This window comes from Achromobacter colocynthidis, assembly GCF_057334535.1.
This window is the reverse complement of the sequence record NZ_JBHFIZ010000032.1, coordinates 207,000-224,630: the sequence shown is the minus strand read 5'-3', so window position 1 is coordinate 224,630 and position 17,631 is coordinate 207,000. Positions and strand designations below refer to the sequence as shown.

The 17,631-nt window shown below is 64.1% G+C and carries 13 protein-coding genes; 6 read left to right on the top strand and 7 right to left on the bottom strand.

The genetic code is table 11. The features are described 5' to 3' along the window. Positions 1-77 precede the first annotated feature (77 nt). Positions 78-506 (bottom strand): PaaI family thioesterase, encoded by a 429-nt coding sequence (locus tag ACE04A_RS15180; RefSeq protein ID WP_447990520.1) that lies wholly within the window; start codon positions 504-506, stop codon positions 78-80. A gap of 97 nt (positions 507-603) precedes the next feature. On the opposite strand from ACE04A_RS15180, the gene ACE04A_RS15175 reads away from it, so the two are divergent. Then, positions 604-1,476 (top strand): NAD(P)-dependent oxidoreductase, encoded by an 873-nt coding sequence (locus ACE04A_RS15175; protein WP_448717424.1) that lies wholly within the window; start codon positions 604-606, stop codon positions 1,474-1,476. Position 1,477: 1 nt separating this feature from the next. Here the strand turns inward: ACE04A_RS15175 and ACE04A_RS15170 are convergent, their stop codons facing one another. After that, positions 1,478-2,767 (bottom strand): MFS transporter, encoded by a 1,290-nt coding sequence (locus ACE04A_RS15170; RefSeq protein ID WP_448717637.1) that lies wholly within the window; start codon positions 2,765-2,767, stop codon positions 1,478-1,480. A 270-nt stretch (positions 2,768-3,037) separates the two neighbouring features. Next, positions 3,038-3,694, bottom strand: coding sequence for a GntR family transcriptional regulator (locus ACE04A_RS15165; protein WP_448717426.1), 657 nt, complete (start codon positions 3,692-3,694; stop codon positions 3,038-3,040). A gap of 214 nt (positions 3,695-3,908) precedes the next feature. Here ACE04A_RS15165 and ACE04A_RS15160 point away from each other — a divergent pair, with 214 nt between their 5' ends. Beyond that, positions 3,909-4,904, top strand: a complete 996-nt coding sequence (locus tag ACE04A_RS15160; protein WP_259245844.1) for a Bug family tripartite tricarboxylate transporter substrate binding protein — start codon at positions 3,909-3,911, stop codon at positions 4,902-4,904. 24 nt (positions 4,905-4,928) lie between these two features. Then, a complete protein-coding gene (gene ggt, locus ACE04A_RS15155; protein ID WP_448717427.1) occupies positions 4,929-6,524 on the top strand; it encodes a gamma-glutamyltransferase in 1,596 nt (531 codons plus the stop codon). Positions 6,525-6,534: 10 nt separating this feature from the next. Here ggt and ACE04A_RS15150 read toward each other — a convergent pair whose 3' ends face one another. After that, positions 6,535-7,236: a response regulator gene (locus ACE04A_RS15150; RefSeq protein ID WP_050449782.1), complete on the bottom strand. Its 702-nt coding sequence runs from the start codon at positions 7,234-7,236 to the stop codon at positions 6,535-6,537. 313 nt (positions 7,237-7,549) lie between these two features. On the opposite strand from ACE04A_RS15150, the gene ACE04A_RS15145 reads away from it, so the two are divergent. The 3 genes from ACE04A_RS15145 (at position 7,550) to ACE04A_RS15135 (ending at position 12,812) form a co-directional block, all read left to right on the top strand. Continuing rightward, positions 7,550-8,014: an Hpt domain-containing protein gene (locus ACE04A_RS15145; protein ID WP_259245842.1), complete on the top strand. Its 465-nt coding sequence runs from the start codon at positions 7,550-7,552 to the stop codon at positions 8,012-8,014. A gap of 597 nt (positions 8,015-8,611) precedes the next feature. Then, the gene (locus ACE04A_RS15140) at positions 8,612-10,066 is read left to right on the top strand and encodes a ShlB/FhaC/HecB family hemolysin secretion/activation protein (RefSeq protein ID WP_448717638.1); all 1,455 of its coding nucleotides are present in this window, start codon (positions 8,612-8,614) and stop codon (positions 10,064-10,066) included. Then, positions 9,948-12,812 (top strand): two-partner secretion domain-containing protein, encoded by a 2,865-nt coding sequence (locus ACE04A_RS15135; protein ID WP_448717428.1) that lies wholly within the window; start codon positions 9,948-9,950, stop codon positions 12,810-12,812. Before ACE04A_RS15140 ends, ACE04A_RS15135 begins: the two co-directional genes overlap by 119 nt. 109 nt (positions 12,813-12,921) lie before the next feature. On the opposite strand, the gene ACE04A_RS15130 is transcribed toward ACE04A_RS15135, so the two are convergent. The 3 genes from ACE04A_RS15130 to ACE04A_RS15120 all read right to left on the bottom strand — a co-directional run bounded on the left by ACE04A_RS15130 (position 12,922) and on the right by ACE04A_RS15120 (position 17,519). After that, positions 12,922-14,058: a fimbrial protein gene (locus ACE04A_RS15130; protein ID WP_485820264.1), complete on the bottom strand. Its 1,137-nt coding sequence runs from the start codon at positions 14,056-14,058 to the stop codon at positions 12,922-12,924. A 126-nt stretch (positions 14,059-14,184) separates the two neighbouring features. Further along, complete coding sequence (locus ACE04A_RS15125) at positions 14,185-14,970, bottom strand: fimbria/pilus periplasmic chaperone (RefSeq protein ID WP_448717430.1); 786 nt, start codon at positions 14,968-14,970, stop codon at positions 14,185-14,187. Further along, the gene (locus ACE04A_RS15120; protein WP_448717432.1) at positions 14,967-17,519 is read right to left on the bottom strand and encodes a fimbria/pilus outer membrane usher protein; all 2,553 of its coding nucleotides are present in this window, start codon (positions 17,517-17,519) and stop codon (positions 14,967-14,969) included. The genes ACE04A_RS15125 and ACE04A_RS15120 overlap by 4 nt, the downstream gene beginning before the upstream one ends. Between the last annotated feature and the right edge of the window lie 112 nt (positions 17,520-17,631).

The following is a 17,631-nucleotide window of genomic DNA, read 5'->3' as shown; positions in this document are numbered from 1 at the left end:
AAGTATGTTCGCGGCCTTAAACCCTGAGAAGTTGAATGTTTCGAACGCTGCGTTCGTGGGGTTTCAAAGCTGTGCCATCAACCGTCCGACGCGGGCGTGGGCGCCGGGCGCACGGCGAATACCGCATTGGCTTTGAGCATGACGCGCCCTTCTACCTGCAAGAGGCAGTTGGCGTAGATCAAGCGCCGGCCTTGCTTGTCGATGCGCACGTGCGCTTGCAGCCAGTCGCCCGGCTTGACCGCGTTCAGGTATTCCACGGACATCTGCACCGTTACGACGGACACCTGCAACTGCTGGGCAATGGTGTGCCCCAGAGCGCTATCGGCCAGCGTGGCAAGCAGGCCGCCATGGGCCATGCCGTGCATGTTCGTATGCGCGTCGTTCACGCGCAGGGCCAGCACGCTGTCGGCATCGCGCCGGTACAGGGTGCCCAGGTCGGCCAGATGCGTCATGAACCGGCTGCTGGGGCGCCACAGTGCAAAACCCTCGGGGATGGAATCAGTCATGGTGTGGAATCGTAAGCGCTGGAATGAGATGGCTGAAAGTAATCTAAGAGTAAGATTTACGCCACAACACACCTACACATGGCAGGAGCAGTGGAAGATGGCGAAAATCGGCATGGTTGGAATCGGCCTCATGGGCCACGGCATTGCAAGCAATCTGGTCAAGCATGGTCATACGCTGACCGTGCTTGAGCATCCGGGCAATCAGCCCCTGGATGCGCTGAAAGCCGCTGGCGCGACCAGCGTGGAAAGCGGCGCCGCGTTGGCGGCCCAGTCGGATGTGATCATTCTGTGCGTGACCGGCAGCCCGCAGGTGGAAGCCGTACTGCTGTCCGAAGGCGGCGTGCTGCAAGGTTTGCGCGCGGGCACCGTCATCATCGACTGCTCGACGGCCATTCCGTCGTCCACCGTGAAAGTGGCCCAAGCCGTGACCGATTCCGGCGGCCGCTTCCTGGACGCTCCGATGACGCGCACGCCCAAGGAAGCCGCCGAAGGCCGGCTGAATCTGCTGGTGGGCGGCGACGCGGCGCTGTTCGAAGAGTGCAAGCCCATCCTGGCCTGCTTTGCCGAAAACATCACGCACGCCGGGCCCGTTGGCGCCGGGCATCGCATGAAGCTGCTGCACAACTATGTGTCGCTGGGGGTGGTTGCCCTGCTGTCGGAAGCGGCTGCCTGCGCGTTGCGTTCGGACATCGACCCGGCGGTGTTCGCGGAAGTCCTGAGCAAGGGTGGCGGTGGCGGCGTGGCCTTGGAACGCATCAAGCCGTACCTGCTGGAACAGGACCCGTCGTCGCTGCGCTTTTTCATGTCGAACGCGCAGAAGGACCTGTCCTACTACAACACCATGGCGGCCGAAGCCGGCGCCGTGCGTGAAATCGGCGCGGCCGTGCAGCACACGTTCGACCAGGCCGTCACGCAAGGCGGTGGCGAACGCTATGTGCCCGAACTGGTGACGCTACTGAAAGACCGCTAAATCAGCGCCCCACGGTTGCCGGCATGCGCGTCAGGTCGCGTCCCGGCAACCGCAAAGAAATCGCCGCCGCCAGCAGCAACAGCACGCCCGCCGATCCGAAGGCGACCCAGTGCGTGTGGAACGTATCGAAGGCCCAGCCGCCCAGCCAGGAACTGATCATGCCGCCAACCTGGTGGCCCAGATAGGTCAGCCCATACAGCACGCCCACCAGCCGGATGCCATAGACGTCCGCCAGAATGGCCGACGACAAGGCGATGCTGCCCGCCCACACGATCCCGCCGATGGTGGCCGCGGCGTAGAGCTCCCAGTGCGCGCCCACCATGACCAACGCAAAGAATCCCAGCCCACGCACCAGATAGATGGCGGCCAGGATGTTGCGCCGTTCAACCCGGTCCGACATGCGGCCCAGCACCAGCGTGCTGAAGATGGCGACCAGGCCGATCAGGCCGATGCCCAGCGAACTGGTGGTGGCGTCAAAGCCGTGGTCCATCAACATCGGCATGCCGTGCGTGCCCAGCAGGTTCATGCTGTAGCCACAGGCGAACAGGCCCAGCGCGACTTGCCAGAACGGCAGCGTGCGCAGGGCGTTGCGCACGTTGGGAGCGGGGGCTTTGATAGCGGCGGCGGCGGTGGCGGTGCCGTTGGTCGCATTCGCGGGCGCTTTGTCTTTAACGATCTGATGCGGCAACAGGTCGGTGTGCTCGGGCGCCACATCACGCATCACGAACAGCGCGACCGGCACCGTCAGCAAGGCGAACAGCACGGAAAACGCCAGCAGCGTTTCCTGCCAGCCCACGGCCGAGATCGCGAACGTTAGCGTCGGCGTCATCAGGGCGATGCCCGCCATGGAACCGGTGGACAGGAAGAACAGCGCCATGCCGCGCTGGCGCGTGAACCAGCGGCTGATGATCGGGGTCAGCGCAACCGGGCTGGTGAACGCCAGGCCGACCGACAGCGCCACGCCGAAGGACAGCAGGAATTCGATGGGGCCGCGCGCAAACACCGTCCACAGCGACGACGCCACCACAATGGCCGTGCCCGTCAGCAGCACGAAGCGCGTGCCGCGCACGCTGACCAGATACCCCGCCAGCGGCATGGCCAGGCCGTAGCAAAGCATGCCTACCGCGACGATGGCCGACAGCAGGCTGCGCGAAAATCCCAAGCCATCCGCCATCGGCAGGAAAAACGGCCCGATGCCCATGCGCAGGCCCACCGTCAACAGGGTAAGCACCGCGGCGGCGCCGACGATGTTCCAGCCGAAATACCAGCCGCCCGACTCTTGCTTGTCCAACATGCCTCTCCTCGATGTCACTTTTTTGGCCGCACGCGCGCGCCAGGGCTTACAGACACCGCAGGGGAGGCGCGGACGAAAATCCGCTGTCGACACGGGGGTGGAGAAGGACGGAGCGCGAATGGGCGTGTTCTTGCCGGCGGCCACAGGCCGACCGGAGGCGACATATTACTCCCGGCTATAAGCGGGAATGACGCGCGGCCAGAAAAGCTGTTCGGTGAGCGGGCAGCGTCGTGCCCGATTGAATCAAGCCTCGCGCCGACAGCGCGGTCACGCCTTCTTTTCCAAAAACGCCTGCAAGGCCGGCACGGTATTCAACACATGTTGGCGCATCGCCGCCTCGCAACGCGCGGGGTCTCGTGTTTGCAGCGCGTCGATCAGTTCTTGATGCGATTCACGCACGCGCAGCACACGCCCCGGCTGAGCCGTCCACAGCCGCATATAGGGTTCCACCACGGAGTGCAGCTCCGAGATCTGGCCCAGTAAACGCGGCTGCTGGCAGAAGCTGCACAGGTATTCGTGAAATTCCCGGTGGGCAGTCGTCCAATCCAGATAGTCGCCGGGCCCTTGGTCAAGTTGTTCCAGCATATTGGTCAGGCGGCGCACGTGTTCGGCGTTCATGTGCAGCACGGCGTTGCGCATGGCCAGCCCTTCCAGCACCGAGCGCATTTCAAACACTTCCAGCATTTCCTGCTGGTTCAGCCCGCGCACCACCGCGCCGCGATTGGCGCGGATTTCAACCAGGCCTTCAGAGGCCAGCCGCCGCAACGCGCCGCGAACCGGCATGCGGCTTGTACCGATTTCAGTGGCGACGACATCGGGCACCAGGCGCTGGCCCGGGGCGTAACGGCCCAGGCGGATCTCGCGCTGCAAATGCAGGTACGCCTCGTCTTCGGCGCTGATCGCTGTCTTTTGAAACTGCAGCATCGTCGTCCCCGGGCTTGGAAAGCCGCCATGATAGATAAACGCAAAAATAACACAAACTGGATCCAGTGATCCATGGATGCAAACACCAATAGTCCGAGTCCGTCCGCTCCCGTCTAATTGCCTCCGGACGGCGCCGCCACGGGCTGTCCGCGCCGGAACGGGCACAGACCCGCCCGGCGGCAGCTCACTTTCAACACGCGATCAAGGGGAATCCATGAAATTTCGTCTCATCCGGACGCTGGCAGGCCTGGCCGCCGCCGCCTTCGCGACACAGGCCGGCGCACAAGCCGCCTCGGCAGCCGCTCCGGCCACTGACTGGCCGCAACACCCCGTGCGCATCGTCGTGCCTTTCCAGGCCGGCTCCGCCACGGACCTGATCACGCGCCAACTGGGCGCCGCGCTGTCCAACGAACTGGGCCAACCCTTCGTCGTGGAAGCCCGCCCGGGCGCCGCGGCGGCCATCGGCAGCGCGTCGGTGGCGCGCTCGGCGCCCGACGGCTACACCTTGCTGATGGGCGGCCCGGCCGCCGTTGTCACCAACCGCTTCCTGCAAAAGCGCCTGGCCTACAACCCGGACGCTTTCGAGCTGGTGTCCCTGGTGGCCTACACCCCGAACATCCTGCTGGCCAACCCGCAACAGCCGTTCAAGACCCTGCCGGAAATGGTAGCCTATGCGCGCGCCAATCCGGGCAAGCTGACCTATGCATCGTTTGGCACGGGCACCACCTCGCACCTGGCGGGTGAGATGCTGAAGTCCGTTGCCGGTATCGATATCCTGCACGTGCCTTACAAGGGCGCGGGCGAAGCCATCCCCGCCCTGCTCTCGGGCCAGGTGTCCATGTACTTCGACACCATCATGACGGGCCTGCCCCAAGCCAAGAGCGGCGCGTTGCTGGCGCTGGGCATGTCGAATTCGCAGCGTTCGGCGCTGGCGCCGGACATTCCCACCATCGCGGAACAAGGCTATGCCGGCTACGACATCGCCCCCTGGTATGGCCTGGTGGCGCCCGAAGGCACGCCCGCGCCCATCCTCGACAAGCTCAACCGCGCCGTGAACAAGGTGCTGGCCGACCCGGCATTGCGCGGTAAGCTGGCGGAAGCCGGCGCGGAGCCGCGTGGCGGCAGCCGCGAGGAATTCGCGGCCTTCATCAAGGCCGAGATCCCGCGCACCAAGAAGTTGATCGACCAAGCCGGCATCACCGCGCAGTAATCCTTTCTACGAGTCCCAGCATCCATGTCCCCCTCCTTCGATTGGTCTTTTCCGTACGCTTCCCGAAAAATGCCGGTCCTGGCCGCCAACGCGGTCGCGACCAGCCAACCGCTGGCCGCGCAGGCGGGGCTACGCATGCTGCTGGCCGGTGGCAATGCCGTTGATAGCGCCATTGCCACCGCCATTGCCTTGACCGTCGTCGAACCCGTCATGAACGGCATCGGCGGCGACATGTTCGCGCTGGTCTGGCACGACGGGCGCCTGCATGGCTTGAACTCCAGCGGCTGCGCGCCGGCCGCCTGGACCCCCGAGTACTTCAATGGCCGCGACGCCATGCCCGGCACCGGCTGGGGCACGGTCACCGTGCCCGGCCAGGTGGCCGGCTGGAAGGCGCTGTCCGAACGCTTTGGCAAGCTACCCTTCGCCAAGCTGTTCGAACCCGCCATTGCCTATGCCGAAGAAGGTTTCCCCGTGTCGCCCACCATCGCCCGGCAATGGGCGACGCAAGCGCCCAAGCTGGCGCACGAGCCCGGTTTTGCCGAGGCGTTTCTGCCGGAAGGCCGCGCGCCTCAAGCGGGCGAATGGTGGCGTTTTCCCGCCCAGGGCAAGACCCTGCGCGACATCGCCGAAAGCGGCGGCGACAGCTTCTACCTGGGCGAACTTGCGCGCAAGATCACCGACTTCGCCAGCCAGACGGGCGGCGCGCTCAGCGCTGCCGACATGGCCGAACACCGCCCCGAATGGGTCGCGCCCATTTCGCAATCGTTCCGCGACGTTGAACTGCATGAGATCCCGCCGAATGGCCAGGGCATTTCCGCGCTGATGGCGCTGGGCATGCTGGAACAGTTTGATCTGGAAGGCATGGGCGTGGACAGCGCCGACTACTACCACGTCAGCATCGAAGCGATGAAGCTGGCGTTCGCCGACCTGCATCATCATGTGGCCGACCCGCGCCACATGCGCACGGACGCGAAAGCGCTGCTGGACCGCGCCTATCTGGCCGAGCGCGCGCGCCTGATTTCCATGGACCGCGCCAGCGTCCCCACCGCCGGCACGCCAGCCACCGGCGGCACCGTCTACCTGACCACGGCCGATGCCAACGGCACCATGGTGTCGTTCATTCAATCGAACTACCACGGCTTCGGCTCCGGTGTGGTGGTGCCCGGCACGGGTATCAGCCTGCACAACCGCGGCCTGAACTTCGTGCTGACGCCGGGTCACGCCAACCAGGTGGCGCCGCGCAAGAAGCCCATGCATACGATCATTCCCGCGTTCGTCACGCGCGGTGGCCAGCCGTTGATGTCATTCGGCGTGATGGGCGGATCCATGCAGGCGCAAGGGCATCTGCAAATGGTCACGCGCCTGGCCGCGTTCGGTCAGAATCCGCAGGCCATGAGCGACGCGCCCCGCTTCCGTGTGGAGAAGGGCCCGGTGGTGAATGTGGAATCGCACCTGCCGCAAGACGTGGTGCAAACGCTGCGCGATCGCGGCCACAACGTGGCCGTGGCCCCCGCTGACAGCCTGGAATTCGGCTCGGCGCAATTGATATGCCGCCTGCCCCAGGGCGGGTACGTGGCGGCATCGGATTCACGGCGCGACGGTCAGGCCGTGGGGTTTTAAATCGGGGAGTTCAGGCCAAACTCCAGGCGGTCTTGTCCGGCCGTTGAAGCGCCGGGAAGCCGCCTTCGCCCAATTGGCTTTGCACCGCGTCGGCGCCGTACTTGATCAAGTCGGCGTCGCGTTCGATGCCCAGCTTTCTCATGGCGCTACGTTTCTGCGAGCTGACCGTCTGGACGCTGCGATGGGACATCTGGGATATTTCGGTCACCGTGGCGCCTGCACAGAACAAGCGCACGATTTCGGCTTCGCGCTTGGTCAGCCGGCCACGCCCCAGCACAAACGCCTGGTTGACGATCATGTCCTTGATGGTGGGCGAGTAGTACGTCTTGCCCTGGTACATGGCGTGCACGGCGTTGATGATGTGGCTGGTTGAATCCGACTTGCTGAGCACGCAGAGGTTTTCGTAAGCCAGCAAGGCGCGGATCAGCGTGGGGTTGTCGATCATGGTCAACACCGCGACGCGCAACGCGGGATACCGCCGCCGCAACAGCGCGATCAACCCCAGGCCGTCTCCGTATTTGCCGCCGGGCATGGTGTAGTCGGACACCACGACGTCGCAGTGCTGTGTTTCCAGCCGCGCGACCAAGTCAGTGGAGTTCTCCGCGCATCCGATCACATCGATGGCGGGGTCCAGCCCTAGTTCATAGCTGACCCCAAGCGCCACGGCGGGATGGTCGTCCGCGACGATCACGCGGATGTATCGTGATGACATTGTTGCATTTCCCTCTTCCACATCGGGACCCACCGGGCAACACGTTGCCTCGCATGCCGGAGGTGTCGCCCGCTGCAAGCAAGTTGTTTTGTTCATCGGATGGGTTGCATGGGCGTTTCGCCATTGTGAAGCCACTATATCGATAGACCGATATAGTGCTGCGCCAAGGCCAATAAGAGAATAGGAATACTACGAAAGTACCCCATGCGCAACTTTCCCTGGCGCAAGTCAGACGTATCCCCATCACGCCCAGCCTGCTTTCGCGACTATCGTCAAGAGACGCATACCTGCAACAGGCCATATCAGCAAGCCCATGAAGAAAAAAGACCGCGAAGAAACCGCCCATCGCGCCCCCCAGCGCCGCGCTTTCCTCAGTGACAACGAAGCTCCCACACTTGCCGCTCTCAATACTCTCGCCCTGCGACACGAACACCGCACACGTACCATCACCGAGCTGACCGGCGCAGATCCGGCGCGCATCCGTACCTTGGCCAACGCCTTCATCAAGGCCAATGACATCGACCTGCAACGCCTGCGCGCGCTTCATGCCCACGACGACCGTGCCGCCCTGCGCCACTTGGCACACCGCATCAAGGGAGCTGCCCAGATGACGGGCGACGCGCAATTGAGCAGGCTTTGCTCGGTGTTGAGCGGCGCTTGCATGGACCCGGACAACCATGACTTGTCGCTGGACGCCATCGTGGCGCAGCTAGACCTGGCGCTGCAAGAGTTCGGCGATTCCTGCCGGCAGATGGCTGACGACATGGGTGCGCGCTAGCGGCATCGGCGGCCCCTGCCCTGCCCTTGCAACGCGATGACGCACGATTCGTAATCGTCATATAGGACTTTCATAGTCCTCATAGAGCTTGTTCGCTTTGCGCTTCGTATAGTCGTTCGATTTCGCCCGTGACCGGCCAGAGGCCAGTGCCTGCGTCAGCAATGTCGGGCAACAACACACCGGCAACATCGAATGATAAGAATGAATACGCGGCAACCCGATACGCGCGGGTGCTTTGCGGCGCTTGCAAGATCTCGTTTATTTTTCGCACCCCGAATTGCTCATCGAATCGCTCATCGATTCCCTTACCTAACTGCTCATCGCCTTTCCGTTTGCGCGCTATTGCTCTGCGCCCAGCCAGCCTGGGCGCAGATCCCTGACGCGGGCCGCCCTGACGCGGGTCGCCCTGACGCGGGTCGCCCTGACGCGGGCCGCCCTGACGCGGGTCGCCCTGACGCGGGCCGCTTCTTTCGCGACCTGGAATCGACGATCCCTGCGCCGCCCCCCGCTCCAGAGGCGCCGGCGCTGAACGTTCCGGCCCAACGCGCCCCTGCGCACATCCCGGAAACCGATGCCGCCAAAAGCAGCCGGGTCTTGGTGAACGGTTTCCTGTTGGACGGCAACCACGCTTACGACGAAGCCACGCTACAAACCCTGCTGGCCGATCTGCTTGGGTCGGCGCAAGACCTGAACGGCTTGCGCGCTGCGGCGGAACGGCTCTCGGAACACTATCGGCATGACGGCTACCTGCTGGCGCGCGCCTACCTGCCTGCTCAGGAAATACAAGATGGCCTGGTTCGCATCCGCATCGTGGAAGGGGCGTATGGCCAGGTCTTGCTGAACAATACTTCGCGTGCGCGGGATGGCGTGCTGGCGCCCGTGCTCGAACCCTTGCATCCGGGTGATGCCGTTCACGGCCGTAGCCTGGACCAAGCGCTGCTGCGGCTGAACGACTTGCCCGGCGTGGTCGCCACCGGTACCTTGCGCGCGGGCGCCGAGCCCGGCACAACCGACCTTGTCGTCAACGCTGAACCCGGCCCCTGGATCGCCGGCAGCATCGACGCCGACAACTTTGGCGGCGCCTACACGGGCGAATACCGCCTTAGCGTGGCGGCCAGCCTCAACAACCCCTTGGCCCTGGGTGACCAATTGGACGCGCGTCTGCTGTCCAGCGACCGCGAACAGCGCTATTACCAGTTGGATTACCAGCTACCCCTTGGCCCGTGGTCAACCCGCGTCGGCATGGGTGCGTCCAACATGCGCTATGAATTGGGCCGCGAGTTTGCCGTGCTGCAAACCCACGGCAGCGCGCAGACCACCCACCTTTATGTACGGCAAAACCTGCTGCGCAGTCGCGACGCCAATGTCCAGGCCTCGTTGCAGTACGAGCACAAGCGCCTGCGGGATAGCTACGACTACTTCAGCCTGACACGCGCCCATCGCATCGGCCTATGGACCGCCGCCATCAACGCCAGCGCCCGCGACTCGCTGTGGGGCGGCGCCAGCAACGGCGTCTACCTTGGGGTATCACACGGCAAGCTGCGCTTTGGCGATGAAACGCAGCGGCGTGACGACCAGCTTGCCAAGCAGGCGGCTGGCGGCTTCGGCGTGGTCAATCTCAGCGTAAGCCGCCAGCAGCGCGTGGCCGGCCCCGTGCAGCTTTACGGACGGGTGCGCTCGCAATGGGCCAACAAGAACCTGGACAGCGCTGAAAAATTCAGCCTGGGCGGCCCCTATGGCGTGCGCGCCTACGCATCGGGCGCCGCCAGCGGCGACCAAGGCTGGCAAGCCACCGGCGAACTGCGTTACCTGCCGCTGCCCGGCCTGCAGTTCTCCGCCTTCTTCGATACGGGTTCCGTGCAGGTGAACAAACGCGCCTGGACATCCGAACGCAACCACCAATCCTTAAGCGCATTCGGCGTGGGCATCGCCCATGGCGGCGCCCAGCACGTGGTCAACGTCAGCGCTGCCTGGCCCTTGCGCCAAGGCAAAGAGACCGCGAAAAACGACCGACAACCCCAGTTCTGGGTGCAGGCCACCCGCTACTTCTGAGTCTTACCCACACGCTGCGCCCACGCGCCGCCTGGGCACGCGCGCAGCATTTTCCCAGGAGGAAAGCATGAACAAGACTTTTGCATTGGTTTGGAGCGAAGCACGAGGGGGCTGGGTTGCCGCCAGCGAATGCGCGCGCCGGCGTGGAAAATCGTCGGGGGGGGTGCGGATGACTGTTGTTGCGCTGACGTTGATGGGAGTTGTTGGCGTGGCCGGTGCACAAGACCTTCCGAAGGACGGGGTGATCAAGCATGGAACCGGTGATATCGCTATCGACGCGAACAAGAACACCATGCGGGTCAACCAGAAGACGGACAAGCTGATCATCGACTGGCAACGGTTTGACGTAGGGGCGGGTAAGCAGGTGGTCTTCGATCAACCTGGGCGATCTTCGGCAGTGCTCAACAAAGTGCTAAGCAACGGCTTCAGCAACATTCAAGGAAACATTAACGCCAACGGACGTGTGTTTCTGGTCAATCCCAACGGCATTTCTTTTGGCGCGTCTTCGCGGGTAAGTGTGGGCAGCCTGGTAGTGGCGGCCACCGAGCTGGCCCATGATGATTTTCTCAAGGGAGGGCCGATGCGCTTCGTCAGTTCCAAAGGAAACCGCATTTCCAATGCCGGCGAAATCGAGGCGCAAAGCGGCGGCAGCGTAATACTGATGGGCAAATCCATCATCAACTTCGGTTCGATTCAGGCGAACCAGGGCGAAATCGCGCTGGCGGCGGGCGACGTCTTCACCCTGGCTCTCGACGGCGATTCGATACTGAGCCTGCAAATTGATCAGGCTGCATTGAACGCCGAGCTGCACAACATCGGCACGCTCACAGCCAATGGTGGCCAAGTGCATTTAACCGCTCGAGATCGCGCCGACATTCCCTCGCTAGTCGTCAATAACGATGGCCTGATCGAAGCAAATTCACTCGACGGAACACGCGGATCCATCGTTCTGGATGGAGGTGACTCTGGAAACGTCAACGTCGGCGGAATACTTTCCGCCAACGGTGGCACGACGATGGCCGGCGGTACGGTGTCGGTGAAGGGCAACGCCATAGTCATCCAGCCTGGTGTTGAAGTCGACACCCGGGGTGCATCCGGGCAGACCGGCATGTGGTCGATCTCCGCCAACAATATGAGCGTCGCCTCGGCAGCCAAGCGAGGCAGTGCCGCGCTCAGCGCGAATACGGTTGTCAAGAGCCTGGCCACGACCAACATCTCGTTGATCAGCGCAAGCGGCGACGTGACCATCGACGCCCCACTTGAATGGGATGGCGCCAACTCGCTGACCTTGCAGGCCGCGCGGCATGTGGACATCAACGCCCCGCTGACCGCCCGTGGAAACGGCGCAGGCATCACCGCGAAATCGCTGGATGGCGACCTGCGCATCAATGCCAACATGACGCTGGGCGGCGACAACGCGGCGCTGGCCTTTCTTTCGAAGTCCAACTTCGCTCTGCGCAAGGGCGTGTCCATTGCGCTGACCGGCAAGGGCAGCAGCTACGAAACCCGCGAAGGCCGCTACACCGTCATCAACCAGGCCAGCGAATGGGAAACCATGAACAATGACTTGAGCGGCCGCTACGCGCTGGGCAAGAGCATTGAGGCTGGCGGACGGGTCTCCCCCATCGGTAACGACCACGAGGCGTTCACCGGTGAATTCGAAGGCTTCGGCCACACCTTGAGCAAATTCGAGGTCAACGGCGGCAACCATGCGGGCCTTTTCGCACAGTCCTCCGGACACATCCGAAACCTGAACCTGGAAGACATTTCGGTGACCACCGCGCGCGACGCACAATCGCCCGACAAGGCCGCTGGTGCACTGGTGGGCACCCATTCAGGAACCATCGCCAACGTGCACGCAGTGGGGGTACGCATGACCGACCTGGGCGCGGGTCGAGGTGCGGTCGGCGGCTTGGTTGGACGTGGCAACGGCGGGTTGATCGAACACGTGAGCGTTACCGGATCCACGCTGCAAGCGAAGGGAGGGCGCGTGGGCGGCCTGATCGGCGACAACAACGGCGGCTACATCAACGACTCCCGCGCGGATGTCGCCGTGCAGGTCTCGGGCAACGTCCATGCCGGCGGATTCGCCGGGTATCACGGCGCGGGCGGCACCTTATACAACGTGCAAGCCCGCGGGGCCATCACGCACAGCGGCGAGTCCGGCAACGGCCATTTCGGCGGCCTGGTCGGCGCGAACGAAGCCACCATTGCCGACTCCGCCGCGTTCGGCCGGGTCCAGGTGAATAGCGGATCGGCCTTCTCCGTGGGCGGCTTGGCCGGTTACAACGGGGGAGTCATCAGCAACGTCACCGCAAGTGGTCACGTCAGCGGCGGCAACCACAGTGCTGTGGGCGGACTGGTGGGCTACAACAACGGCCTGCTGACCAACGCCGAGGCCAAAGGCAACGTCGCCGCCAAAGACCGGGCTAACGTGGGCGGCCTGGCGGGCGTGAATCGCGGCACGATCCGTCAAGGCGTGGCGCGCGGCACCGTCCGCGGGGAAACCCATAGCCGGATAGGCGGCCTGGTTGGCACCAACCTGGTCAGCGGCGAAGTCCTGGGCGGCACCGCCCATGGCAACGTCAGTGGCGGCCTGTTCGTGACCATGGGCGGGCTGGTGGGCGTGAACGAAGGGCTGATCCATCAGTCGCACGCACGCAATACCGTCAACTACTGGTGGGGGCAGTGGTTGCTGCAAACGCGCGGCACGGTGGTGGGCCACAACACCGGGACCGTCTGGTAAGGCGTGTTGACGCCATGACAAAAGGCGGCGCATTCCGAGAGGATGGCGCCGCCTTTGCGTGACAAGTTCGATGCGGGGTGCGCACGGCAAGACTCAGGAGAATTCGGGCTCAGGGAAACTCGAAGGTGAATTCCGCCGCGGCGTTGGCCACGCCGCTTTCCACATCTTGCCGATTGCCCGCTGTGCGGATATAGCGTGCAGCCAAGGACAACTGCGCACTGTCACCCTGTGTCGTCATCACGTACTCGGGGCCATACGCGCCGCCAACGGGGCCGAATCGTATACGCCGGTCTTGGCTATCAGTGACGATGATGCCGAATCCCTGAGCGGGCTTCATGCCATTGGCAGTCGTGTCGTACAAGGCCAGGACCGAATCCGTGCCCGCCACCAAGCCGCTCTTGGCCCTGAACTTGACCTGTGGCCGCGCAAACGCGCTGCATTGGTTCAAGCTGATCTGAAACGGCTTGGGCGCCGACACCGAACCTTCGGCGGGAAAGTCGGCGATGAAGGCGGGCAGCATTTCCACCTGAACGTCTTGATGCGCGCCGGCTTCGCAGGCGTGAAAGATGTCAATGGTATCGCCAATATGGCCACCCATATTGAAAACCTGGTCGCCCATATATTTTTCGGTCAGCGCGCAGATCTTGGCGGGCGGTACCGTGGGGGGGTAACCCTGCCAGGACGGCATGTCACTCAGCGCCCCTCGCACGGCATATCCTTCCTCCGCCGTGAAAAACGTAAGAACGAGTCCCACGCCGGGCGCCACCCCGGTCACTTTCATACGGCGTGGCAAGTGCTCGGGCGGAACCAGCAGCACCAACTGCTGTACATACTCGAACTCAGCAGCGTGTGCCTGAGGATCACGTCCTGCCACGATGTCGACGAGGTCCATCACCAAGGGCACATAGACAGGCGCCTCCAGTTCCCGCAACTTGAAGAGCAAGCCGATTCCTGGGACATTGGTCTTGGCGGCTTGGCCGGCCATGTTGGACGCGTTGGCCCACATCGCCGTCGTGGCCACCTGGTACTTGCCTGTCGCGCCAGGCATCCTGACCAGGCGAGAGCCAATCCTCATCGGAGTGCGCTTTTCGTACAGCACCTGCCCCTTCTGTGATTGCGCTGTCAATGGCTCGACGGGTTCCCATCCGCTAGGTAGCCCACCGCTGAAATTGCTGCAATTTGCAGCCAACCAAGCGTCCTTTTGGGCGCCTGACGCGGAGTGCGGTAGCGCGCCCAGCACCACCATCACGGCTACCGCTGCCAGCGCCGCCCATGCACCCTGCCCCACCGGGCGGCGTAATTGTCTATTTCCCATGTCATTCTCCGTACATGCCGGGCGGCGCTCTGGCCGTGCCGCCCGGACTGAGTAGATTCATTGCGTCCCGCGCGTGTTCGCTTGGCGCAGCGCCGTCTTCGCTTCCAAGATTTCGCCGTCGTCGTTCGCCGCGTAGTACCGCAACACCGCTTCCCCCACGCGGGGCGCGGCCCCCGCGGGCAACAAGAACCGCGTGCGAGCCAGCGGCGCGACGGTCAGGCCGGTTAGCGTGATGGGGGTGATGGGGGAATCGCCGCCCGCCTCTGCCGCCAACTCCACCTGCGCCAACGACACAACATACGGCGTCTCGTTATGCGCCTCGATTTCGCCTTCGGCCGCGTGATATGTCCATGTCACCTTGCCGATGGCCTCACTGGCGGACCCCGGCAAGCCTTCGGGCCGATACAGCACTTTCATCCGCAACCGATACGCAAGCTGCAGCAAGTTCTGCTGTGACGGATCGCGCGCCGGCACTTCCAGGAAGTTGATCCAGAACACGGATTCCCGGTCTTTCGGCATGGCCTCCCCCGTATGCCGCAACAGCAGGCTCATGCGCCTTGCCGGATCCAGCCGGAACACGGGTGGCGTCAGCAGGAATGGCACGGTTTCGCGGCTGGGGTCGGCGGTGAAATCGCCGGAATCCAGCCAGCTTTGCACCAGGATGGGATGTTGCCCAGCGTTGCCGGTGCGTAGCGTCAGCGACTTTTGCCCCGCCGGATAGATGAAACGCGTGCCGGTCACGACCAAATCCGCCTGCGCGGTGCGAACGGGCGCAAGCACCCACGCCGCCGCCATCGCCAGCATCAACACCCCGCGCCACCCGGCAAGCACGTGCGCGCTCATCGCAGGGACAGCGGCCCAACGCCGCCTTGCTGTGCGGGAACTGGCTCGTCTTGAACACAAGCCAATTCCAGAATGTCGTAGGCACTGTCGCCGCGCGTGTGGCGAGCGGGCAATTCATAGTCGATGTGACAGCTTTCGCCTTGCCCAGGCCCCCATTCAATACGCACGCGTCCTTGGTCGCTTTCGGCGCGCATGACGATACGGCTGCCCTGCCCCACCGCGCCCACCGCCACGCGGGTTTGCGGGTCGATGGCTTCGGCGCCGAATGGCAAGGCCGCGCCGTCGGCCAGCTTGCTAAGGATCAAGACCTGACGCGCGCGCAGCGTGGGGTAGACCAGCTTGATGATGGCGCCCGCGCGGGGCGCGATATTCAACGAGCTGGTCTTGAGTTCAATGTCCACGGGCAGGTCGGCCGGGTCCACGTCCACCGAGTTCAAGCGGTAGGGGCTCAGGCTGCCCACCACCGCGTAGCCGCTGCCGTCCACCCGGTTGACGCCATAGCCCACACGCATGCCCTCGGCGTCCTTGGCCTGGACCAGCGCCACCGTTTCGCCCATGGTCTGCGCCAAGGTCACGCCGCCACCATGCACAAGCATGGCGCCGTTCGCGCTCAGGGACGCTTGCCGATACCCCCGCCCCTGTCCCACGCTGGCCGACACCGAGCCCTGCGGGAAGTTATAGCCCACGCCGGCGTCCGCGGAATTGGCGTTGCTGCGGCCATTGTGGGCGGCCGACACTGAGTATGAGCCCGCGCCGCGATCGTCCAACGGGCCGCTGACGCTGGACGACAAACGCGCGCCTTCACGGCTGTCGCCGGTGTAGACCGCGCTCAGGCGTGGCGCGCGGGAAGTCATGTCCCGGCGACCCAGCGGGATGGCGACGCTAAGCGTCACCTGCGTGCTTTTCGCGCTGCCCCCTCCCCCCCAATAGCTACCCATGCCGGCGCTATGGACCCGTTGCAGCGCGATGGAATACGACACGTCTCTCCAGTCGTTGTTGTAGCCAACCGAGTAATTGACGTCGCTGCCGGCCCGCGACCAGTAGTTGGCGGTGGACGCCGACGCATACATGCTGCCCAAGCTTGCGCCCAGGTTCTGGCTGACGTTCAGGTCGAAGCGGCTGCGCATGCGGCCATCGCCCTGGTAGCGATAGTTGCGCGACACATTGCCCAGCGCCACCGCGTCGCGCAGGCCCAGGTAGCCGCTGGTGGAATAGCGGTAAGCCAAAAGCGAAAAGTTCGTGCCACTGTTGGGCAGGTCTTTGCTGTAGGTGAGCCGGTAGCTGGCGCCGGCGCGCTTGCCTTCCAACGGCACCTTGGCGCGGGCGGCCGTCACATCCGCGGCAAAGGCGCCCAGGGTGGTGCTCATCGCCGCGCCCAGCAACACCGAGCCATAGTGGTCGGTAAACGCCAGGCCGCCGTAGCCGGTAATGGCATCGCCCATGCCGCGTTTGAGCGTGCCTTGCAGCACATACGGCGAGGGGCCGCGCAGGCCCCGGTCAGCAGCCCGGCCGGCCGTCAGGCTGTACTGGGTCACACCGGGCCGCAGCAGTTGCACGATGGTCGCGAACGGCACGACGAAGCTGCGCGTGCTGCCGTCGGCTTCGGTCACCTGCACGTCCAGGTCGCCGCCATAGCTGGCCGCGCGCACGTCCTCGATGACGAAAGGGCCGGGGGCAACAGTGGTTTCATAGATGAGAAACCCACGTTGATAAACCGAGACCTTGGCGTTGCTGTTGGCGGTGCCCCGGACGATGGGCGCGTAGTGGCGCAGGGTTTCGGGCAACATGCGGTCATCGCTGGATAGCTGCACACCCCTGAACGACACGGCGTCGAACAGTTCCCCGCTGGTGGAACTTTCGCCCAGCAGCAACTGCGATTGCCACGCGGGGATGTCGGTCTGCAGGTAATAGGAACTGGCTTGGTACTGCGCGCCGCTGGTTTGCGACCAGAACGCCGAACCGGTATGGCGCAGCCGCAGCGCGCCCAGGTTCAAGCCCGCGTTGATGCCCGCATAGCCGCGCGTCATGCGCCGGCCCTGGCTTTCGGTCGTGAAGACGTTGGCGTTGTAGTTCAGACGCGCGGCGGTGATGCCGCTATCCCATTGGGAAGGGTCCACCCAGCGGTTCGACACCGCCAAGCGTTGCAGGTATTCCGGAAACGTCACGTACAAGCCAAGCTGCGCCATGTCGACGCGGATTTTTGCACCGGGCACGTAGCGCGACAGATCCTCACAGGACAGCTCGCGGGGCAAGGGTTCAACGCCGTCCGCGCGCGACACCTTGCCCAGGTCCAGCCCGCCACGTTCCAGCATGGCGGCGTTGTAGCAAGGCACGGCGCTGTCCTGGCCGGGCACGTTGCGAAATTCAATGTCGTCAACGCCGCGCCATTGCCCGTTGAAGTAGAGGTCCAGCCGGTGCATGCCCGGATCGGCGAAGTTCGCGCGTTGAAAGCGGCGGGTGTCTATGGTGGGGCCACCCACTTCCTGCATCAGCATGTAGGAGTCGAAAATAGCGACCTCGTCTTGCGCCCACGCGTTGGCGGCGGCCATGGCGCAGGCGGCTGCCAGCAGGCAGCTTCCGACGCGGGCGGTCGCCCGGACACGGCGCCGCGTTCGGAAACGCGCGCAAGAGGAATGGCGAACGGAAGTCCGCGCAAGTCTA